This is a genomic window from Pandoraea sp., assembly GCF_041919235.1.
In the GTDB taxonomy this organism is placed as follows: Bacteria; Pseudomonadota; Gammaproteobacteria; order Burkholderiales; family Burkholderiaceae; genus Pandoraea.
On the sequence record NZ_JAYRUC010000008.1, the window covers coordinates 166884 to 186882 of the forward strand.

Annotated in this window: 21 protein-coding genes; 12 read left to right on the plus strand and 9 right to left on the minus strand. The window is 63.5% G+C overall.

Features of this window, described 5'->3' with window-relative positions; all coding sequences use genetic code 11:
• Positions 1–13 precede the first annotated feature (13 nt).
• The gene (locus tag ACE3UG_RS08820; protein WP_374622412.1) at positions 14–1288 is read right to left on the minus strand and encodes a branched-chain amino acid ABC transporter substrate-binding protein; all 1275 of its coding nucleotides are present in this window, start codon (positions 1286–1288) and stop codon (positions 14–16) included.
• Positions 1289–1430: 142 nt separating this feature from the next.
• Here ACE3UG_RS08820 and ACE3UG_RS08825 point away from each other — a divergent pair, with 142 nt between their 5' ends.
• Entirely contained in the window at positions 1431–2015 is a 585-nt protein-coding gene (locus ACE3UG_RS08825; protein ID WP_374622415.1) for a hypothetical protein, read from the plus strand.
• 109 nt (positions 2016–2124) lie between these two features.
• Here ACE3UG_RS08825 and ACE3UG_RS08830 read toward each other — a convergent pair whose 3' ends face one another.
• From ACE3UG_RS08830 to ACE3UG_RS08860, 7 genes are all read right to left on the minus strand, one after another.
• Complete coding sequence (locus ACE3UG_RS08830; RefSeq protein WP_374622417.1) at positions 2125–3669, minus strand: 2-isopropylmalate synthase; 1545 nt, start codon at positions 3667–3669, stop codon at positions 2125–2127.
• A gap of 410 nt (positions 3670–4079) precedes the next feature.
• Positions 4080–4565, minus strand: a complete 486-nt coding sequence (lysM, locus tag ACE3UG_RS08835; RefSeq protein ID WP_374622420.1) for a peptidoglycan-binding protein LysM — start codon at positions 4563–4565, stop codon at positions 4080–4082.
• Positions 4566–4773: 208 nt separating this feature from the next.
• Entirely contained in the window at positions 4774–5652 is an 879-nt protein-coding gene (pssA, locus tag ACE3UG_RS08840; protein WP_374622423.1) for a CDP-diacylglycerol--serine O-phosphatidyltransferase, read from the minus strand.
• 159 nt (positions 5653–5811) lie between these two features.
• A complete protein-coding gene (locus ACE3UG_RS08845; RefSeq protein ID WP_374622425.1) occupies positions 5812–6447 on the minus strand; it encodes a phosphatidylserine decarboxylase in 636 nt (211 codons plus the stop codon).
• A gap of 368 nt (positions 6448–6815) precedes the next feature.
• A complete protein-coding gene (gene ilvC, locus ACE3UG_RS08850; protein WP_374622427.1) occupies positions 6816–7832 on the minus strand; it encodes a ketol-acid reductoisomerase in 1017 nt (338 codons plus the stop codon).
• An 81-nt stretch (positions 7833–7913) separates the two neighbouring features.
• Positions 7914–8405: an acetolactate synthase small subunit gene (gene ilvN / locus ACE3UG_RS08855; protein WP_039374158.1), complete on the minus strand. Its 492-nt coding sequence runs from the start codon at positions 8403–8405 to the stop codon at positions 7914–7916.
• A gap of 84 nt (positions 8406–8489) precedes the next feature.
• Complete coding sequence (locus ACE3UG_RS08860; protein WP_374622429.1) at positions 8490–10259, minus strand: acetolactate synthase 3 catalytic subunit; 1770 nt, start codon at positions 10257–10259, stop codon at positions 8490–8492.
• A gap of 446 nt (positions 10260–10705) precedes the next feature.
• Here ACE3UG_RS08860 and ACE3UG_RS08865 point away from each other — a divergent pair, with 446 nt between their 5' ends.
• From ACE3UG_RS08865 to ACE3UG_RS08915, 11 genes are all read left to right on the plus strand, one after another.
• Complete coding sequence (locus ACE3UG_RS08865; RefSeq protein ID WP_374622432.1) at positions 10706–11278, plus strand: RNA polymerase sigma factor; 573 nt, start codon at positions 10706–10708, stop codon at positions 11276–11278.
• Positions 11275–11703, plus strand: a complete 429-nt coding sequence (locus ACE3UG_RS08870) for a DUF3619 family protein (RefSeq protein WP_374622435.1) — start codon at positions 11275–11277, stop codon at positions 11701–11703. Before ACE3UG_RS08865 ends, ACE3UG_RS08870 begins: the two co-directional genes overlap by 4 nt.
• A 22-nt stretch (positions 11704–11725) precedes the next feature.
• Positions 11726–12562 carry a DUF3106 domain-containing protein gene (locus tag ACE3UG_RS08875; protein WP_374622438.1) on the plus strand — a complete coding sequence of 279 codons (837 nt, stop codon included), beginning with the start codon at positions 11726–11728 and terminating at the stop codon, positions 12560–12562.
• Positions 12563–12765: 203 nt separating this feature from the next.
• Complete coding sequence (locus tag ACE3UG_RS08880; RefSeq protein ID WP_374622441.1) at positions 12766–13356, plus strand: RDD family protein; 591 nt, start codon at positions 12766–12768, stop codon at positions 13354–13356.
• Positions 13353–14309, plus strand: a complete 957-nt coding sequence (locus ACE3UG_RS08885; RefSeq protein WP_374622444.1) for an esterase/lipase family protein — start codon at positions 13353–13355, stop codon at positions 14307–14309. The genes ACE3UG_RS08880 and ACE3UG_RS08885 overlap by 4 nt, the downstream gene beginning before the upstream one ends.
• 174 nt (positions 14310–14483) lie before the next feature.
• Complete coding sequence (locus tag ACE3UG_RS08890) at positions 14484–15416, plus strand: UDP-2,3-diacylglucosamine diphosphatase (RefSeq protein WP_374622517.1); 933 nt, start codon at positions 14484–14486, stop codon at positions 15414–15416.
• Positions 15417–15619: 203 nt separating this feature from the next.
• The gene (locus tag ACE3UG_RS08895; protein ID WP_374622447.1) at positions 15620–16654 is read left to right on the plus strand and encodes a glycosyltransferase family 4 protein; all 1035 of its coding nucleotides are present in this window, start codon (positions 15620–15622) and stop codon (positions 16652–16654) included.
• Between the two features lie 38 nt (positions 16655–16692).
• Positions 16693–17127 carry a diacylglycerol kinase gene (locus ACE3UG_RS08900; RefSeq protein WP_374622450.1) on the plus strand — a complete coding sequence of 145 codons (435 nt, stop codon included), beginning with the start codon at positions 16693–16695 and terminating at the stop codon, positions 17125–17127.
• Positions 17128–17270: 143 nt separating this feature from the next.
• On the plus strand, positions 17271–17939 hold the full coding sequence (locus ACE3UG_RS08905; RefSeq protein WP_374622452.1) for a TetR/AcrR family transcriptional regulator: 669 nt from the start codon (positions 17271–17273) through the stop codon (positions 17937–17939).
• A gap of 3 nt (positions 17940–17942) precedes the next feature.
• Positions 17943–18539: a TIGR00730 family Rossman fold protein gene (locus tag ACE3UG_RS08910; RefSeq protein ID WP_374622455.1), complete on the plus strand. Its 597-nt coding sequence runs from the start codon at positions 17943–17945 to the stop codon at positions 18537–18539.
• Positions 18540–18803: 264 nt separating this feature from the next.
• A complete protein-coding gene (locus ACE3UG_RS08915) occupies positions 18804–19322 on the plus strand; it encodes a DUF2062 domain-containing protein (protein WP_374622519.1) in 519 nt (172 codons plus the stop codon).
• Positions 19323–19341: 19 nt separating this feature from the next.
• On the opposite strand, the gene ACE3UG_RS08920 is transcribed toward ACE3UG_RS08915, so the two are convergent.
• Positions 19342–19953, minus strand: a complete 612-nt coding sequence (locus ACE3UG_RS08920; protein ID WP_374622458.1) for a DUF924 family protein — start codon at positions 19951–19953, stop codon at positions 19342–19344.
• Positions 19954–19999 lie beyond the last annotated feature (46 nt).

Consider the following 19999-nt stretch of genomic DNA (forward strand, 5'->3'; position numbering starts at 1 on the left):
CCGCCGCCCTCTTTCACCGCTGACGGGCCATGCGACAGGTGCTTGGCAACGCCACCTTGCTCGCAGGCAGTTCCATGACCGTCTTGAAACCGAAGCCCGAGCCTTCGTTGTCGAACTTCACCCCCGGCTCTCCCGCGCGGCGCATGACCGACACATATAGTGGCTCGATCAACTGATGATCATTCGGGCGCATCCAGGCGTCGGCCGGCGCCTCGCGAATTCGACGGTTCTGGAGCGCGCGCGCCACCGTCGTCACGTCGGTGGTGCCTGCCTGCTCGAGCGCTGCGGCGATCATGTCGATCATGACGCTCATGCGCAGCAGCGGATAATCGTCGCGCGCCGCCGGATAACGTGCACGAAACGCCTTGTAGAACGCATCCGACGCCTCGCCGCCAACGTTCGGGTGCCACTCGGCCACGGCATACACGCGGCCAACCCCGGAATCGCCCAACGCCGCCGGTGCGCCAAGCGCGTTACCGTAGAACGTGTAGAACTTGAGCTCCATCCCTTGTTCGCGCGCCGCCTTGACGAGCAGTGTCAGGTCGTTGCCCCAGCTTCCCGTCACGACCGTATCGGCACCCGCCGCGCGGATGCGCGCGAGGTACGGCGTGAAGTCCTTCACGCGTCCCACCGGGCTGAACTGCTCGCCCACGATCTGGATATCGGGACGCTTCGCACCGATCATCTGACGGGCCAGTCCGGCGACCTGCCGGCCAAAGCTGTAGTCCTGATTGAGCAGGTAGACCTTCTGGATACTCGCGTCTTGCTTGATGGCTTCGGTCAGCGCCTGCATGCGCATGGCGGCATTGGCGTCGAAGGCAAAATGCCAGAAGCTGCACTGCTCGTTGGTAAGCGCCGTGTCGACGGCCGAGTAATTGAAGAACAGCATGCGCTGCCCCGGCTCGCGCGCATTTCGCTTGTTGATCGCGTCGATCAACGCGGAAGCGACGGCAGAGCTATTGCCCTGCAAGACGAACGGAATACCGAGATCGCCAGCGGCCTTGAGTTGCACCAGGCTGTCCTCCACGCTGCCCTTGCTGTCGAACACCGTCAACTCGAACGGGTGTGCGCCGTCGCGCAGCATCACACCGCCGCGCGCGTTCACGCGTTCGATAGCGAAGCGTATATTGCGCTCGACCATGGCGCCGGCATTGCCGAAAGGTCCACTCATGCCTTCGATGAGCGCGAGGCGGATCGGCGGCGCAGCGTGCACAAGGCCGGACACGGCCAGCAGGCCGGCCGCACACACCGCTGCGCACAAGCGCGCCAGCAAAACTTGAACTTTCATCGAGGCCCCAGTGACTGTCTCGGCGCGAATCATAACGCCCCAACCCACCCCCGGCAAGCCGAGGCGCCCCACGATACGACACACGGCGGTATGCTATGGGCCTGCCGCTGCGCGGCCGCTCCCCACTGACGCGAGGCCATCCATGATCCATTCACCCCGGACACGCGCGGACATCGCCCGCCTGACGATACCGACCCGCGCCCTTCTCAACGCTTTGCGGCCTGTCGCAGCACTGCGCTGGCTCGCGGCCGGCGCACTCGCCCTGTCGCTTGGTGCCTGTTACACGCCCGCCTGGCAGCAAGTGCCGCCAAGCGCGTCTCAGGCCGACGTGCAAGCCCGGCTGGGCAAACCGAAGGAAGTCTACCCGCTCGCCCCGGGCGTGACGCGCTGGCTCTACCCGACCAAGCCGTTCGGTGAAGAAACGATCGCGGCCGACTTCGACGCACAAGGCCGTTTGCTACGCACCGCGCAAGTGCTCTCGATGCCGGAGTTCAACAAGGTCGAGATCGACAAGTGGACGAAAACCGACGTGTTGCATCACTTCGGCGAGCCGGTGGAAACGTCGTATTTTCCGCGCATGAAGCGCGAAGTCTGGACTTATCGCTTCAAGCAGGACGACGTCTGGTTCTCGATGATGAACTTCTACTTCGACCCGAGCGGCATTGTCAAAACCACGCAGATCAGCCCCGATCCGCTGCATGAGAAGCGCGAGAACAACCTGTTCTGAGCGCGCATCGCGCAAGCGCCGCCGACAACAAAATGCCCGCATGCCGGACTTCCGGCTGCGGGCACGCTGACGAATACCTCGACCGTCACCTGCGACTTCGCACGATCGATTACGGCGTGAGTTGCGGATTGAGCTTCTCGGCCTTCGAATACAGCTTGTTGAGCGCCGACAGATACGCTTTGGCGGACGCCGCCACGATATCCGGATCCGTGCCCACGCCGTTCACGATGCGCCCGCCCTTCGACAGTCGAACGGTGACTTCGCCCTGCGATTGCGTACCGGTCGTGATCGCGTTGACCGAGTAAAGCAGTTGCTCGGCGCCGCTTTGCACCTGCGATTCAATGGCGTTGAGCACGGCGTCGACCGGGCCGTTACCCTCGGCTTCGCCCACGAGCTCCTTGCCCTGCGCGGTGAAAACCACGCGCGCACTCGGGCGTTCGCCCGTCTCGGAATGCTGCGCCATCGACACCAGGTAGAAATGCTCGCCACCCTCGGCCTGCGCTTCGTTGGACACGATCGCGAGAATGTCCTCGTCGAAGATCTCGGACTTCTGATCGGCCAGTTCCTTGAAGCGAGTGAATGCGGCATTCACATCCTGCTCGGAGTCCATCTCGATGCCCAGCTCCTGGAGACGCTGCTTGAATGCGTTGCGGCCCGAGAGCTTGCCGAGCACGATCTTGTTCGCGGTCCAGCCCACATCTTCCGCACGCATGATCTCGTACGTGTCGCGCGCCTTGAGCACGCCGTCCTGGTGAATACCGGAGGCGTGCGCGAACGCGTTGGCGCCCACCACGGCCTTGTTCGGCTGGACGCTGAAGCCGGTGATCTGCGAGACGAGCTTCGAGGCAGGCACGATCTGCGTCGTGTCGATGCCAAGCTCCAGCCCGAAGTAGTCCTTGCGCGTCTTGAGCGCCATCACGACCTCTTCGAGCGACGTGTTGCCCGCACGCTCGCCCAGGCCGTTGATCGTGCACTCGATCTGACGTGCGCCGCCCAATTGCACGCCCGCCAGCGAGTTCGCCACGGCCATGCCCAGGTCGTTGTGACAATGTACCGACCAGACGGCCTTGTCCGAATTCGGCACACGTTCGCGCAGCGTGCGCACGAGTTGGCCGTAGAGTTCCGGCACGCCGTAGCCGACGGTATCGGCCACGTTGATGGTCGTGGCTCCCTCGTTGATGACGGCTTCCAGAACCCGGCAGAGGAAATCCAGCTCGGAGCGGCTGCCGTCTTCCGGCGAGAATTCGATATTGTCCGTGAACTGGCGGGCATACCGCACCGCGAGCTTCGCCTGCTCGAGCACCTGGTCCGGGCTCATGCGAAGCTTCTTCTCCATGTGCAGCGGCGACGTGGCGATGAACGTGTGAATACGCGACGAGTTCGCACCCTTGAGCGCCTCGGCAGCGCGCGCGATATCGCGATCGTTGGCACGGGCGAGCGAGCAGACGGTGCTGTCCTTGATGATGCCGGCAATCGCCCGAATGGACTCGAAGTCGCCGTTCGAGCTGGCAGCGAAGCCGGCTTCGATGACGTCCACGCGCAGGCGCTCCAATTGACGCGCAATGCGGATTTTCTCCTCGCGTGTCATCGACGCGCCCGGCGACTGTTCACCGTCGCGCAAGGTCGTATCGAAAATGATCAGCTTGTCGGCCATGACTTTCTCCTGTGGGGATCTTTTAGGGTTCGGTTTGTACTTGATGTCTGGAGGCGACGCCATCGTGTGCCGCAGCACCACGGCCACTCACGGCATTGCACCCATGCAAGCGGATCGCCGCACGCACGGGTAACGACCGGGAGGGAGTCAGCGCGCGACGCGCGCGGGCATGGCCGTCCCGCCGATGGCGAAACGGCTTAGCGAGGGCGGTGCGAGAGGAAGGCCCGAAGCCGGGATGGCGCCTGAATTCATGAGCGCCAATATAGTCGCAATCGGGGGTTTCCGCAACGCGCGGTGCTGGCTGCAAGCCGCGTGTGGCCTGGCGTGCGCGGGCTCAGGGGGCATGCCGTCCGCCACAACGAAACAGCCCGGCGCGGGGCCGGGCTGGGCATCGGGAGACGCGTGGCGGATCAGGCCGGCGGAATGCGCAGCACCTGCCCCGGATAGATCTTGTCGGGGCTGGAGAGCATCGGCTTGTTGGCCTCGAAGATGGCGTTGTACTTGTTGGCGTCGCCGTAGACCTTTTTCGAGATGGCCGACAGCGTGTCGCCCTTCTCTACGGTGTGAAATGTCGCTTCGGCCGACGCCGTCGAAACCGACATCTTGTCGTCCACCTTCTCGACGCCCTTCACATTGCCGCAGCAAAGCAGAATCTTTTCCTTGGTCGCCTGATCCGGCGCAACGCCGAATACGGTGACGGTACGCGACGCGCCGTCGAACGTCACGGTCAAACCGGTCGCGTCCAGGTTCTGTGTCTTGATATAAGCCTCGATGGCGTCGGCCGCGTTGCGGTTCGCCTCGTCTGCGCCGGCCCCCGCAGCGGGTGCCTCTGCCGCTTGCGCCTTGTTACCCAGCAGCGCTTCGCCGGCTTCCTTCACGAAGTCCAGAATGCCCATGATTTCTCCTTCGTCACGTCGAACTATGGAAATGGCGCCAGGTCGGGTCCAATTTGCGACGGCCTGCCCGGGCCAGGGGAGTACTTCGGAGCTTACACCCGCAAGACTACAACATTGCCGCACAGCGTCACGCGTCACGTCTCACGCGCCACGTCTGGGCGACGGATGTGACAAGGGGCGTACCCAGACGCCCCTTGCGTTGACACAGTTACTCGTCGACTTCGCCGAAAATGCGCTGGCGACGCCCCTTCAGGAAACGGAACGCCCAGAGCACATAGCCGGAGATGCTGTACAGGCAGAACATGCCGAAGAGCACCAGCGGCGGGTCGGACGACACCAGAATGAAGCCGACCATGAACAGCAACACCACGCCGAACGACACGCGCTGACGCACATCGAGCGCCTTGCCGCTATAGAACGGTGCATTCGACACCATCGACATACCGGCGTAGATCGTCAGCCCGAACGCCACCCAGGGCATCCAGAAAACGTTCACCGGCAGCTTGTTGTCGATCGTGATCCACACGAAACCGGCGACGAGCGCCGCCGCCGCCGGGCTCGCGAGGCCCTGGAAGAAACGCTTGTCGACCACGCCGATGTTCGTATTGAAACGCGCAAGGCGCAGGGCTGCGCCCGCCACATAGACGAACGCCGCGAGCCAGCCCCACTTGCCGATCTCGTGCAGAATCCATTCGTACATGACCAGCGCTGGCGCCACGCCGAATGAGGTCATGTCCGAGAGCGAATCGTACTGCTCGCCGAAGGCGCTCTGGGTATTGGTCATGCGCGCGACGCGCCCGTCCATGCCATCGAGCACCATGGCGAAGAAGATCGCGATGGCCGCCTGCTCGAAACGATCGTTCATCGCCTGCACGATCGCGAAAAAGCCGCAGAACAACGCGGCCGTCGTAAAAGCGTTCGGCAACAAATAAATGCCGCGATTGCGCGGGCGGGCCGGCAGATCGTCGTCCACACCCTGGTCGTGGTCTTCGTTCATCAATGGCTCTGCAGATGGATTCTTGTGACGGCTGAACGGCGAGAGATGCCTGACATTGTTACGCAAGCGGCCGCGATGGTTTTCCGGCATCTATATCCCCTTGACGATGCGATGGCTGCGGGCGAAGCCGCGACGGATCACCGCGCTTGGATCGCAAGAAGCGAAACCCGTTTCAGGCCGCGACACAGCGACGCACGACATGACGTCGCGCCGCCGCACGCGGCAATGACTCGGAGGGAGTCGGGCAACTCACAGCTCGGCGAGAATCGTCGAGGTGGCCGACACCTTGTCGCCGATGGCCACGCGCGGACGCGAGCCCAGCGGCAGATACACGTCGACGCGCGAACCGAAACGAATGAAACCGTAACGCTGACCGCGCGAAAGCGTATCGCCTGCCTTCGCATAGCACAGGATCCGGCGAGCGATGAGCCCCGCAACCTGTACGCTCGTGACGAGTTGCCCCCCCACATCGATCACCAGCGCGTTACGCTCGTTCTCGAGCGATGCCTTGTCGAGATCCGCGTTGAAAAAACGTCCCGGGAAATATTCCACCTTGGTCACCGTGCCGTCAACCGGCGCACGGTTCGAGTGCACATTGAAGACGTTCATGAATACGCTGATCTTCAACGCTTCACGGCCTGCATAGGGGTCCTGCGTGGTTTCGATGGCCACGATGCGGCCGTCGGCCGGCGAGAGCACCGCACCTGCCTGCTGCGGTATCTGGCGCGGCGGGTCACGGAAGAACTGCAGGACAAACAGGGCGATCACCCAGAACGGCGCGGCCCAAAGCACGCCGGCCATGAAATGCACGACGAGCGCGACGGCGACGGCGATACCCAGGAAGGGCCAGCCCTCGCGGGCAATGATCGGGTGAGGATAATTCATGCGATTGAACTCGCGTCCTTGGTAAATCGGTTGAATAAGCGAGCCGACCTGCTTCGGGCCAACCCATGACGTGGCGGCATTGTAACAATGCGCGCGGCGCGGTGACACCTTTTCCCTAAACGACCTGTGCGCGCGCCCACGGCCAAGTCGCGCAGATCGAGGGGCAACCGCGCACGAACGCAGCCAACTCGGGGGGTAAAACGAAAAAGGCCGCCCGCCTTGCCATAGCCAACGCCACAGCAAAACGGACGGCCCGGCGCGGCGAATCCGGGGATGAAGCGCGTCACCCGCTCACACCGTCTCGCCGCGCGCCGACGGTGCGGGCGCCCGCAACCTCCTGGGCGTACGCAACGTGCGGCATGTCGTACTTAGTTCTTCGACTGGTCGACCAGCTTGTTCTTGGCGATCCACGGCATCATTGCACGCAGCTTGCCACCGACTTGCTCGATCTGGTGCTCGGCCGTGATACGACGGCGCGAGATCAGCGTCGGGGCGCCCGCCTTGTTTTCCAGGATGAACGACTTGGCGTACTCGCCCGTCTGGATGTCGGTCAGGCACTGCTTCATCGCCTTCTTCGTCTCTTCGGTCACGACGCGCGGGCCGGTGACGTACTCACCGTACTCGGCGTTGTTCGAGATCGAGTAGTTCATGTTGGCGATGCCGCCTTCGTAGATCAGGTCGACGATCAGCTTGAGTTCGTGCAGGCACTCGAAGTAGGCCATTTCCGGCGCGTAGCCGGCTTCGACCAGCGTCTCGAAACCGGCCTTGATCAGCTCGACGGTACCGCCGCACAGCACGGCTTGCTCGCCGAACAGATCGGTTTCGGTTTCTTCGCGGAAGTTGGTCTCGATGATACCGGCACGGCCACCGCCGTTAGCGGCAGCGTACGACAGCGCGATGTCGCGCGCGGCGCCCGACTTGTCCTGCGCCACGGCGATCAGATGGGGCACACCGCCGCCCTGCGAGTACGTCGAGCGCACCGTGTGGCCCGGCGCCTTCGGGGCGATCATGATGACGTCGAGGTCGGCACGCGGAATCACGCAACCGTAATGCACGTTGAAGCCGTGTGCAAAAGCCAGCGCAGCGCCTTCCTTGATGTTGGCGTGCACTTCGTTCTTGTACACGTCGCCGATCTGCTCGTCCGGCAGCAGCATCATGACGATGTCGGCCGACTTCACCGCTTCCGCCACTTCCTTGGTGTTCAGGCCGGCCGCCACCGCCTTGTTCCACGAAGCGCCGTTCTTGCGCAGACCGACCGTCACGTTCACGCCGCTGTCCTTCAGGTTCTGGGCGTGGGCGTGGCCTTGCGAGCCGTAGCCGATGATGGTGACTTGCTTGCCCTTGATGAGGGAGAGGTCGGCGTCTTTGTCGTAGAAAACTTTCATTTGGAATTGTCCCGTAATGCCAAAAAAATACTGAAATCAGAATATGGATCGAAATCCGCTTACCGCGTTGCCGCTGCCGCGTCAGACCTTCAGGATGCGCTCACCGCGCCCAATGCCCGAGCCACCGGTGCGAACCGTCTCGAGAATTGCCGTGCGATCGAGCCCGTCGATGAAGGCGTCGAGTTTCGACGAATTCCCGGTCAGTTCGATCGTGTAGGTCTTTTCGGTAACGTCAATGATGCGGCCGCGGAAAATATCCGACATCCGCTTCATCTCTTCCCGCTCCTTGCCCACGGCGCGCACCTTGATGAGCATGAGCTCACGTTCGATATGCGCCCCTTCGGTCAGATCGACCACCTTCACCACCTCGATGAGCCGGTTCAGGTGCTTGGTGATCTGCTCGATGATGTCGTCGGAGCCTGTCGTCACCACCGTCATGCGTGAGAGCGACCGGTCTTCGGTCGGCGCGACGGTGAGTGTCTCGATATTGTAGCCACGCGCCGAGAAAAGGCCGACCACGCGCGACAGCGCCCCCGGCTCGTTCTCGAGCAAAACAGAAATAATGTGCCTCATGGTGTATCCCGGATTGTCCTAGTGTGGGGACGTCGCACCCGCGCCAGCCGTGCCGGCGGCGCCTGTCGGTGCGCGCGCCTCTGCTTACAGATCTTCCGAACCGAGCAGCATCTCGCTGATGCCCTTGCCGGCCTGAACCATCGGCCAGACGTTCTCGGTGGGATCCGTTTGGAAATCCATGAATACCGTACGATCCTTCAAGCGCAACGCCTCACGCAGTGCCGGCTCGACATCCGACGACTTTTCGATGCGGATCCCGACATGACCGTACGCCTCGGCGAGCTTCACGAAGTCCGGCAGCGCGTCCATGTACGAACTGGAGTAGCGCTTGCTGTATTCGATTTGCTGCCACTGGCGCACCATGCCCAGATAGCGGTTGTTGAGCGACAGAATCTTGATCGGCGTGCGGTATTGCAGGCACGTCGAGAGTTCCTGGATGCACATCTGGATCGAGCCCTCGCCCGTGATACACGCGACTTCGGCATCCGGATGCGCCATCTTCACGCCCATGGCGGCCGGCAGCCCGAAGCCCATCGTGCCCAGGCCGCCCGAATTGATCCACCGGCGCGGCTTGTTGAAGCGATAGTATTGCGCCGCCCACATCTGGTGCTGGCCCACGTCGGAGCACACGAAGGCTTCGCCGTCCGTGAGCTTCCAATAGGTCTCGACCACATGCTGAGGCTTGATGATCTCGCTCTCGCGATCGAACGCGAGGCAATCGCGCGAGCGCCATTCCTCGATCTGCTTCCACCAGCCGGCCAGCGCCTCGGCGTCGGGGCCGTGCTCGGCCGTCTGCAGATTCTCGATCATCTCGCGCAGCACTTCCTTCACGTCGCCGACGATCGGGATATCGACCTTCACACGCTTGGAAATCGACGACGGGTCGATATCGACGTGAATGATCTTGCGCGCCCGCTCCGAGAAGTGTTCCGGGTTGCCGATCACGCGGTCGTCGAAGCGCGCACCGATGGCGATGAGCACGTCGCAGTGCTGCATGGCCATATTGGCTTCGTACGTCCCGTGCATGCCCAGCATGCCGAGGAACTTGGGATCGCTCGCGCGATATCCGCCCAGGCCCATGAGCGTGTTGGTCACCGGATAGCCGAGCAGGTCGCAGAACTGGTTCAGTTCCTTCGACGCGTCGGCCAGAATGATGCCGCCGCCGGTATAGATATAAGGACGCTTGGCCGAGAGCAGCAGGCTCATCGCCTTGCGGATCTGCCCCGAGTGCCCCTTCGTGACCGGATTGTACGAGCGCAGCGACACCGTTTTCGGATATTCGAAGCGGCAGCGCGCCTTGGACACGTCCTTCGGAATATCGACCAGCACCGGACCCGGACGGCCCGTCTTGGCGATGTAGAAGGCCTTCTTGAGGGTTGCGGCGAGATCGCGCACGTCCTTCACGAGGAAGTTGTGCTTGACGCACGGACGGGTGATACCGACCGTGTCGCACTCCTGGAAGGCGTCCTGGCCGATGGCGGCCGTGGGCACCTGCCCGGTAATGATAACGAGCGGGATCGAATCCATATACGCCGTGGCAATCCCGGTGACCGCATTGGTCACGCCGGGGCCGGACGTCACAAGGCACACGCCGACTTTGTCGGTGGATCGCGAATAAGCGTCGGCCGCGTGTACGGCTGCCTGCTCATGGCGTACCAGAATGTGCTGGATCTTGTCCTGCTTGTAGAGTTCGTCGTAGATGTAGAGGACCGAACCGCCGGGATAACCCCACAGATGTTCGACCCCTTCTTCCTGAAGCGAGCGCACGAGAATTTCGGCGCCGATCATGTCTTCGGAAGTATTTTGGTGGCGTGCAGCTTCCGCCTCGGAGAATTCCGCGCTTGGCATGTTCATCGTCGACCTTTCAAAGTTTCGGCAAAAATTTTGATCGGGTGCTCTCCCCGCGAACTTGTGGTCCGGGCTCAAGCTGCGCGTCTGAATGATGGACACACCGGATAGGCGTGCCGATATTGAGACAATCACAGATATTGCGAACTGGCAACATTACCGGTTTGCAGCAAAATGGTCAAGCAGGTTTGTGCATTCGCAGCATGATTGCGAAGCCGGCCTCGCGAAAGCCCCCCCTGCCCCACGCCGCCCCGCCCCTGGGACACAATCTTCACATGATAGGAATCTTTCGAGTCCGGCGCCGTCGCAATACGACACCAGCGCAAGCAAAAGCGGTTACAGGAAAGCGCGTTTTTGGTAGCATCCGGTCCGGCTGCGTCAACTTTACGTAGCCATTACGCTTACACGGCATTTCACAGGCGCGGCGGGCAACGCTGCGTGCACACCACCGGATGGCATCTGACAAGGAATTGGCGGATTTTCTCGCGGGCATCGAACGGCGCGCCTTCAAGCAGGCCGTCTATGCCGTTCGCGACGACGAGGCCGCCCTCGATATCGTTCAGGATGCGATGATCCGCCTGGCCGAGAAATACGGCGACAAGCCGCCGGCCGACCTGCCGCTGCTGTTCACGCGTATCCTCCAAAACACGATTCACGATTATTTCCGCCGGCAAAAGGTGCGCAACACCTGGGTCACGCTGTTCTCGAATCTCGCCGGTCCGGGCGACGACGAGCGCGACGACTTCGACCCCTTGGAAACCTTGTTGACCGAGGATGGGTCTGTGCAGACCGAGAGCAGCGAAGACGCTGTTTCGCGTGCTGAAATCCTCTCCATCATCGAGGCGGAAATTCAGAAACTACCGACACGTCAACGAGAAGCGTTCCTCATGCGTTACTGGGAAGACATGGACGTTGCGGAGACCGCCGCCACGATGGGGTGCTCGGAAGGCAGCGTCAAGACGCACTGCTCGCGCGCCACCCATGCGTTGGCGCAGGCGTTGAAGGCAAAAGGGATCAGGTTATGAGTCACGATCTGGAATCGAGGGAAATCCGCTTCGCACATCGCGTGCGGCGTGCGCTGGACGAAGCGTCCGACGCACCGTCGCCGAATATCGCGGCCCGGCTGGCCGCTGCTCGCCAACAGGCGCTCGCTCGCAAAAAGCCCGAACCGGTCGTCGTTGTGCAACCGGCGCTGGTGCTCGCGGGCGTGGACGCCGTGCAATCGCCGAGCGCGGGCGGCCCGCGTCGCGCGTTCGAGAAGCTCGGCCGCCTGGGGTTGCTCTGGCCGCTCGCCGCGCTGGTGATCGGTCTGGCGGGCCTGGCATATTGGGAACATCAGCAGCACATTCAGGATCTGGCCGACATCGATGCCGCCGTATTGAGCGACGAACTCCCGTTGTCGGCCTATGCCGATCACGGTTTCAACGCCTATTTGAAGCGTGCTCAGTAGTCCCCCCACCCAAGACCGCCCAGTGACGCGAAGCAACGTACTTTTTCTGGTCGCAGCGCTCATCGTGGCCGCACTCGCCGGCACGGCCGCGCTGCGCCGCTCGCATGCCCCGGAAACGGTGTCTGACGTGCCGCCCACCCTCTCCGGCACCTCCAGCACCTCGGGCACCGCCGCACCTGGCGCCGTCGGCGCCGCAAGCGAGGCGCTCGGCAGTCTGACGGCCAGCGGTGCCACCGCAGGCCCGGCCCCGGCAGCGGCCCTCGCGTCGCCCGGCGGCTATTGGGCCAAGCTCACGGCGAGTCAGCGCGAAGCCCTCGCCCCGCTCGCTCAGGACTGGAATCGCATGGGCGAGCGTCAGCGCGAGAAGTGGATCGAGATCGCCAAGCGCTTTCACAAGCTGTCCCCTGAAGGCCGCAAACGTCTGCACGACCGCATGGCCGACTGGGTGCGGCTCACGCCTGAGCAGCGCCAACTGGCCCGAGAGAGCTATCAGAACGCCAAGACCTTGCCGCCCGAGCGTAAAGCGCAGGTGTGGCAGCAGTACCAACAGCTCACCGAAGAGCAGAAAAAGCGCCTTGCCGCCGACGACAAGAAGCTGACCAACCGTCCGAACGTTGTCAGCGCGCCGCCCTCGGGCCGCACAGGTGTGAAGAATCCGTATGCCGCGGTGCACCGCAAGGATGCCGGCACGTCGGGCAGAAACGGTGCTTTGCCGTCTCCTGCGGCATCGGCGGCATCGGCGGCGTCCGCGCCAGCGCCTGCACAACCGGTGCCGGCCTCGGGCGCAGCGTCGAGCGGCGCCGCAGGCACGGCAAACGGCGACGCCGTCTTCAACGCCGAGATCTACCACCACAACTGACGTGCACCGTCAGCCGACGTCACGTCGCGGCCGCCTTCGGGCGGCCGTTTGCATGGCGCCGCCGCCGCCCGCGCTCGGGCCGGCTGGCCCGTCGGCCCATTCTTGCGCATAATGGGCAGCGCACGGCTCGATGCGCCTGCCGCAATCGCCTTGCGCGGGTGCGATGTCAGGCCCCCGACAAAAAGCTCTCAGACCTCGCCGCGATGACCGACTCCGCCACCCCGCCCACCCAGCGCACCCAGGCCACCACGCCGCCTCGCACACCCGATTCCGCCCGCTTGCCGCACGCGCCGTCCGGCGTCGAACGGGGCAGCTATGCGGTGCCCACCCTGCGGCGTCGTGTGCTCGCGATGGTCTACGAATCGCTGCTGCTCTTCGGTGTGCTCTTTCTGGCCGGCTACCTTTTCAGTGCCCTCACCCAGCAGCGCAGCGGCCTGATGCATCGCCATGCGATGCAAGCGTGGCTGTTCCTCGTGCTCGGCGCGTACTTTGTCTGGTTCTGGACCCACAGCGGCCAGACACTGGCGATGAAGACGTGGAAAATCCGTCTGGTTGACGCCCACGGTCAGCCGGTGCGCACCGGCCGCGCCGTCGCGCGATATGCACTCGCATGGTTGTGGGTGCTGCCGGCCATGGCACTCGACTGGGCGCTCGGGCTGACGGGCTGGGGCAGCGTGGCGTTGCTCGCGGTCTGGATCGTGTTCTGGGCACTGGCCATGCGCGTGACGCCCGATCACCAGTTCATTCACGACCGGCTCGCCGGCACACGCCTCGTCAGTGTCCTGGGGAAATGAGCGCGCTGCCCCCCGCCGCCAGTCCGCCGCCGCGCGCCTCACGTGCCCACCTGGCCTATGGCGGCCTCGAGATCGGGCTATCGATGATCGTCGCGACGGCCACCTGGGCCGCCTGGCATAGCCCCTGGACGACCCTGCTGTGGACCGTGCTGTGGCTGCCCGTCGCTCACGCGAGCGGCCTTGCCGCGGGCTTCGTCATGGCGTCTCACGACGACCCGACGCCCGAACGCCGCACCGCTGCGGGCACCCAGATGGCGGTGTGGGCCTATGAATGCCTGGCGTCGATTCTGCTGCTCGATCTGTGCCAACCCTGGCGCAGCGCCGCCGCGCTGCCGTCGCCGCGCGGCCCGGCGCGCCCGGTCGCAGTGCTCCTGTTGCACGGCTATGGCTGCAATCGCGCGTTCTGGCTAGGCTTTTCACACCATCTGGCCGAGGCGGGCTATCCGTGCGATGCCATCAACCTCGGCCCGATGTTCGGCGACATCGACGACTACGCCGCCAACATTGCCCACGCCACGCGAACCCTGGCCGAGCGCACGCGCCTGCCCGTCGTCATTGTCGGCCACAGCATGGGCGGGATCGCGGCGCGCGCCTGCCTGCGGCAGTATCCAACGCTGCCTGTCGCCCACACCATCACGCTCGGCTCGCCGCACTTCGGCACCTTGCACGCGCGCCACGGCATCGGCACGAACGCGCGTCAGATGAGCGTCGGCAGTGCGTGGCTCGCGGCGCTGGCCCGCCACGAAACAAGCGCGGAACGCGCTCGCATCACGTCGATTTACACGTATCACGACAACGTCGTATATCCGGTCAGCACGTCGGTGCTGCCGGGTGCCCACAACATCGCGCTGGACCGGCTCGGACATGTGTCGCTGGGCACGCATCCGCGCTCGCGGGCCCGAGTGCTCGAGACGCTCGAGCGCGTGGCGCAAGGATTGCGGCACAGCGCCTGATGCCTGACGCCTGCGTCGCTGGCGCATGGGCGCGCCTGTCGCATTGCCGCGACGCTTGAAGACACTTTCGCGACACGTACGTGACTGTCATCGTCCCTTCATGAAGTCGTGGCGCAATGCACGCATGTTCAACGCGACGTGCGAGCCGGTATGACGACGACACCCACCTTTGAGCTGCCGATCCCAACACCCACGGCTCGCGCCGGACATCGCACCGGAAACTTCGCGGACACCTCCCCGACTGACCGGCCTGCGGCCCCGCCCTCCTCGATCGATCTACCGCCTGACACGTCCGATCCGCACGATCCGCACGATCCCCCCCCGGAAGGCATTACCCGCTACCGCACGATCTGGCTCTCGGACATCCACCTCGGCACGCAAGGCTGTCAGGCGGAATACCTGCTCGACTTCCTGCGTCATCACGAGTCGGACTACCTGTATCTGGTCGGCGACATCATCGACGGCTGGCATCTGCGTCGCGGCTGGCACTGGCCGCAGGCCCACAACGACGTCGTGCAGAAGATGCTGCGTCGCGCGCGCAAGGGCACGCAGGTGATCTACGTTCCCGGCAACCACGACGAAGCGGCGCGTCAGTTCTGCGGGCTGGCGTTCGGCGACATTGCCGTGCGCGACGAAACCTTTCACACCACGCTCTCCGGCAAGCGCCTGTGGGTCACGCACGGCGATCTGTTCGACGGGGTGATCCAGCACGCCAAGTGGCTCGCCTACCTGGGCGACTCGCTTTACACGCTCACGCTGCTGCTCAACCGCTGGTTCAATCGGGTGCGCACGCGCTTCGGCTTCCCATACTGGTCGCTGTCGCAGTATCTGAAGCATCAGGTGAAGAACGCCGTGAACTTCATTTCGGCCTTCGAGCAGGTCATGGCCGACGAAGCGCGCCGACGCGGTTGCGACGGCGTTGTGTGCGGGCATATCCACAAGCCCGAGATTCGGGAGATCGACGGCCTGCTCTACTGCAACGATGGCGACTGGGTGGAAAGCCTCTCGGCACTGGTCGAGACCACCGAGGGCGAGCTGCGCATCATCCACTGGACGCAAAAGCGCAACGCGCGCCCCCCCGTGAAAGCCGCACCGGTCAGCGTCTGAACCGGCGCCGTTGCCCGCCTCGCTCCCCGCAATCGCCGAGACGGCCGAGATGACCGCGATGACCGCGATGACCGAAAGTAGTGCGATATCGGCCCGATAACCTCAAACGCACGTACGGCGCAGCGTCGCCGCAGGTGCGCTTCAACGCACGCGCGACTGCGCGTGTATCACCCATGCGCGCCATGCGCGCGAAGGAGCGCCCGATGAAAGTCATGATCGTCACCGACGCCTGGGATCCGCAGATCAACGGCGTGGTCCGCACGCTGAAGAACACACGCGCCCAATTGGAAGCCGCCGGCCATCGTGTCGAGCTGCTCACGCCGCAGGAATTCCGCACGATGCCGTGCCCGACCTACCCGGAAATCCGCCTTGCGTTCTTTGCCGGCGCGCGCGTGGCGCGTCGCATCGAAGACTTCGCTCCCGACGCCCTGCACATCGCCACCGAAGGCCCGCTCGGCATGGCTGCGCGCAAATGGGCGCTGCGTAACGACTTCCCGTTCACCACGGCGTATCACACGCGCTTCCCGGAGTACGTACAGGCGCGCTTCGGCTTTGCACTCAGCACGACCTATCGCTTCCTGCGCTGGTTCCACAAGCCGTCGCGCGCCGTGATGGCGCCCACGCCCGTGGTCAAGCGCGACCTCGAAGCGAACGGCTTCCAGAACGTGGTGCTGTGGACGCGGGGCGTCGATCTCGACATCTTCCGTGTACAGGACGCACATGTGCTAAATTCAGCACATCCGATCTTCCTCTACGTAGGGCGTGTCGCCGTGGAGAAGAACATCGAAGCCTTCCTGAAGCTGGACCTGCCAGGCTCCAAGTGGGTCGCGGGCGAAGGGCCGCAACTGGCGGAACTTCGCTCGCGTTATCCCGACGTGAACTACCTCGGCATGCTCTCGCAGCCCGAGTTGGCGAAGGTCTATGCCTCGGCGGACGTGTTCGTCTTCCCGAGCCGCACCGATACGTTCGGTCTGGTGCTGCTCAAAGCGATGGCCTGTGGCCTGCCGGTCGCGGCTTTCCCGGTCACCGGTCCGGTCGACGTGCTCGACGGCTGCCCCGAAGGCGAAGGCGGCGCGTTGCGTGAAGACTTGCGCGAGGCTTGTCTCGATGCGCTCAAGGTCTCGCGAGAGAGCGCGCGCGCCTGGGCGGAGCGGTTCTCCTGGCAGGCAGCCTCAGAGGAGTTCACCTCGCATCTGCATCCGCGCGAGCCCGAGCGCTCGCTCGCGCCCGCAGTCTGATCCACCTCCAGAGCCCGTTGCGGCGAGGAACCTGACGCTTGTTCATCGATCACCCGCCGCCACGCGACAAACAGCCGAATCCGTACAAGGGCAACCGGGGCCTCATGCGCGCCTGGCGCGCCCTGAAGTACTCCCTGTCCGGCTTCAAGTTTGCCGTGTTCGAAGAGAGCGCCTTCCGGCAGGAACTGGCGCTCGCCGTCATCCTTTTGCCGACGGCGATCTTCCTGCCGGTCACGGCCGTCGAGCGCGTACTGCTCATCGGCTCGGTCCTGCTCGTACTCATCATCGAGCTGGTCAACTCCAGCATCGAAGCGGCCATCGACCGCATTTCGCTGGAGCGGCACGAACTCTCCAAGCGTGCCAAGGATTTCGGGAGTGCGGCAGTCCTCATCGCGCTCGGCCTTTGCCTGCTCACCTGGGCCTCGCTCGCCGGGCCTGTCATCGTCGAACGCATACGTACGGCGTTTTTCTGATATCGCTGTCCACGCCCCCCTTCCCATGCTTGGCAGTGCGCGGCTGCCGAGTATAATCGTTCGCCGTATACCTGATATTCAACTCATAGACGCAAGCGGAGAACATCTTTCGCAGAGCTTGCCGCTTACCGGGGCCGACAGACATGGAAGCAAAGCCGCCACGCCGAACCCGCGAACGAATTCTTGAGGTGTCACTTCGGCTCTTCAATGAAATCGGCGAACCCAACGTAACGACCACCACGATTGCCGAGGAGATGAAAATCAGCCCGGGCAATCTGTACTATCACTTCCGCAACAAAGACGACATCATCAACAGCATCTTCGCGCAGTTCGAGCAGGAAATCGAACGGCGACTACGGCTGCCCGACGATCACAAGCCCAAGCTCGACGAAGTCTGGACGTATCTGCAATACATGTCCGAATTTCTGTGGCGCTTCCGTTTTCTCTATCGAGACCTCAACGACCTGCTCTCCCGCAACCGCACGCTCGAGACGCACTTCAAGGTGATCGTGGGCCATAAGAAGCGTTTCGCGCGCGAGATGTGCGACCTGCTCGTGGCCCAGGGGGAGATGGAAATCACGCCCGAGCAGATCGAGGTGGTGACCACCAATATGGTGGTGCTCTCCACGTATTGGCTGTCGTATCAATTCGTGATGAACCCGCGAAAGTACAACGATCCCGAAGTGATCGGCGCCGGGCTGCATCAGGCGAGCTACAACATCCTCTCGCAAATGGCCCCGTTTCTGAAGGGTCACGCGCGCGAGACGTATGACAAGATGGCGCGAGAATCGTCGTCCAAGGGAGTTCAGTAACGCATGTCGTCGGAAGTCAAATCCATTTGCATTTATTGCGGCGCTGCCGCCGGGGTGCGTCCGGCCTACGCCGAGGCCGCCCGGGAATTGGGCCGACGCATGGCCGAAGCCGGTATTCGTCTCGTGTACGGGGGCGGCAAGGTCGGGCTGATGGGCATCATTGCCGACGCGGTACTCGCCAGCGGCGGTCAGGTCATTGGCGTCATCCCGAAAGCCTTGATGGACAGGGAAGTCGGCCACCCCGGCCTCACGCAGTTGCACGTCGTCGAGAACATGCATCAACGCAAGCAGATGATGGCCGATCTGTCGGATGCATTCATCGCCATGCCGGGCGGCATCGGCACGTGCGAAGAGCTTTTCGAGGTCTTCACGTGGCTGCAGATCGGCTACCACGCGAAACCGATCGGCCTGCTCAACGTCGAACAGTATTACGATCCGCTTCTGACATTCCTCGAATCGATGGTGACAGAGCAGTTCCTCAAGGGGTCGCAGCTTGACCAGTTGCAGGTCTCCGCGTCGCCCGAGGCAATGCTCGACACGATGCGACACTTCAAGCCGTCGCAAGTCGACCGCTGGGCCAGTCAGCGCTCACAAATCTGAGCTCGTTCGCATCATTGCTGCGCGGCATGACGGCCGCGCAGCCTCCGCGACGCTCCCCGCCTCCGTCCAGTCGTCCAACGCCGCGCGTCGCCCGCGCAGTACGCCCGCACCCGCGACTTCATTGAACTCCTGCGACACCCGGCACTCAGACATCCGTTGCATGCGGTAATGGTGTGCTCCCCATCCCATGCCGTCCCATGCCCGCTTTTGCCAACGCATTCCTCGACGAGCAACCTGCCTATGATGTTAAAGATGCTTCGCCCGATGCGGCTCCTGCGTTCACGCTGGCTGCGACCGCATGCCGGCTTGCTGCTTCGCCGTAGCTTGTGGCAAGCCACGCCCCGTGGTGTCGCCATCGGGCTGGCATGCGGCGTCTTTTTTGGGATTTTGATTCCGTTCGGTCAGATGTTCGTGGCAATTTTTGCCGCGGCGTTGCTACGTGGAAATCTCGTCGTCGCGGCACTTGGCACGTTGGTGACCAATCCGCTGACGGTGCCATTCGTCTATCTGGGTGCACACCGTTTGGGGCGCTGGATGTTCGAATGGTCGCCGCACGCCGAAATCGAAGCGACGGTTGCCGCCGCCGCGCGGGCGAGCGAGAGCCTCTGGACGCAACTGACGACCCTCGATTTCGGCACCGCGACGCTGCATCTGGGTACCGGCCTCGTCGCATGCGCGACGGCCGGTGGCGTGCTCGCTTATGGGATCGGCTTCGTCGCGATCCGCTGGCGCCAACGCCGCCGCGCCCTGAATGCAGCGTCGTCGACAGCGCCGCGCGCCTGAGGCCCCCATTTCCACGGCATCAAAACGACGATCCCTGCGTCTGTAGAAACGCGATCTCCTCGGGCGTCGATACGCGCCCCAACGCGGCGTTGCGGTGCGGATATCGTCCGAAGCGCTCGATGATGACCGCATGCCTGCGGGCGTAATCGAGGTTATCGATCAGTCCGGACGCCTTCGCCAGTTGCTCGTATAACGCCAGCGATAGATGCTGGCTCTCGAGCGATTCGTCATGTTCGAACGGCAGATAGACGAAAACGCGATGCTGCGGCGTCGGCAGGCGCCGATCGTCGCCCGCCTCGACCAAACGGCGCGCCACGGCCAGCGCCTGCGCATCGCCCGCGAATGCCTTGGCTTGCCCCCGAAAGAGATTGCGCGAGAACTGATCGAGAACCACGATCAACGCGCAGGCGCCGAGGGGAGTCTGCGCCCAGCGCTCGAGCGTCCCGTCGAGCGCCTGTGCATGCAGCGCGCCGAAGCGGGTCCGAATCTCGTCGTCAAATGCCTCCGACTTGCGAAACCATTCGGGTCTTGCCAGCCCGTAATCCGGGGTGTCGGAGAAACCGAACCAGAAATCGAGCACCGCCTGCCAAGGGGGCACTTGAGGTGAAATTTCGGCTGCCTGCATTGCCATCGCGTGTCCTGATACGTAAGAGAACTTTGGGCGGATGGCTCGCATG

What these genes read in the sequence shown, in the direction of transcription:
- ACE3UG_RS08885 (WP_374622444.1), top strand. Translation starts at nt 13,353, where the DNA reads ATGAGCGCGCTGCCCCCCGCCGCCAGTCCGCCGCCGCGCGCCTCACGT.
- ACE3UG_RS08880 (WP_374622441.1), top strand. Translation starts at nt 12,766, where the DNA reads ATGACCGACTCCGCCACCCCGCCCACCCAGCGCACCCAGGCCACCACG.
- ilvC (WP_374622427.1), bottom strand. Translation starts at nt 7,832, where the DNA reads ATGAAAGTTTTCTACGACAAAGACGCCGACCTCTCCCTCATCAAGGGC.
- ACE3UG_RS08915 (WP_374622519.1), top strand. Translation starts at nt 18,804, where the DNA reads ATGCGGCTCCTGCGTTCACGCTGGCTGCGACCGCATGCCGGCTTGCTG.
- ACE3UG_RS08870 (WP_374622435.1), top strand. Translation starts at nt 11,275, where the DNA reads ATGAGTCACGATCTGGAATCGAGGGAAATCCGCTTCGCACATCGCGTG.
- lysM (WP_374622420.1), bottom strand. Translation starts at nt 4,565, where the DNA reads ATGGGCATTCTGGACTTCGTGAAGGAAGCCGGCGAAGCGCTGCTGGGT.
- ACE3UG_RS08845 (WP_374622425.1), bottom strand. Translation starts at nt 6,447, where the DNA reads ATGAATTATCCTCACCCGATCATTGCCCGCGAGGGCTGGCCCTTCCTG.
- ACE3UG_RS08920 (WP_374622458.1), bottom strand. Translation starts at nt 19,953, where the DNA reads ATGGCAATGCAGGCAGCCGAAATTTCACCTCAAGTGCCCCCTTGGCAG.
- ACE3UG_RS08860 (WP_374622429.1), bottom strand. Translation starts at nt 10,259, where the DNA reads ATGAACATGCCAAGCGCGGAATTCTCCGAGGCGGAAGCTGCACGCCAC.
- ACE3UG_RS08825 (WP_374622415.1), top strand. Translation starts at nt 1,431, where the DNA reads ATGATCCATTCACCCCGGACACGCGCGGACATCGCCCGCCTGACGATA.
- ACE3UG_RS08895 (WP_374622447.1), top strand. Translation starts at nt 15,620, where the DNA reads ATGAAAGTCATGATCGTCACCGACGCCTGGGATCCGCAGATCAACGGC.
- ACE3UG_RS08910 (WP_374622455.1), top strand. Translation starts at nt 17,943, where the DNA reads ATGTCGTCGGAAGTCAAATCCATTTGCATTTATTGCGGCGCTGCCGCC.
- ACE3UG_RS08865 (WP_374622432.1), top strand. Translation starts at nt 10,706, where the DNA reads ATGGCATCTGACAAGGAATTGGCGGATTTTCTCGCGGGCATCGAACGG.
- ilvN (WP_039374158.1), bottom strand. Translation starts at nt 8,405, where the DNA reads ATGAGGCACATTATTTCTGTTTTGCTCGAGAACGAGCCGGGGGCGCTG.
- ACE3UG_RS08820 (WP_374622412.1), bottom strand. Translation starts at nt 1,288, where the DNA reads ATGAAAGTTCAAGTTTTGCTGGCGCGCTTGTGCGCAGCGGTGTGTGCG.
- pssA (WP_374622423.1), bottom strand. Translation starts at nt 5,652, where the DNA reads ATGCCGGAAAACCATCGCGGCCGCTTGCGTAACAATGTCAGGCATCTC.
- ACE3UG_RS08830 (WP_374622417.1), bottom strand. Translation starts at nt 3,669, where the DNA reads ATGGCCGACAAGCTGATCATTTTCGATACGACCTTGCGCGACGGTGAA.
- ACE3UG_RS08905 (WP_374622452.1), top strand. Translation starts at nt 17,271, where the DNA reads ATGGAAGCAAAGCCGCCACGCCGAACCCGCGAACGAATTCTTGAGGTG.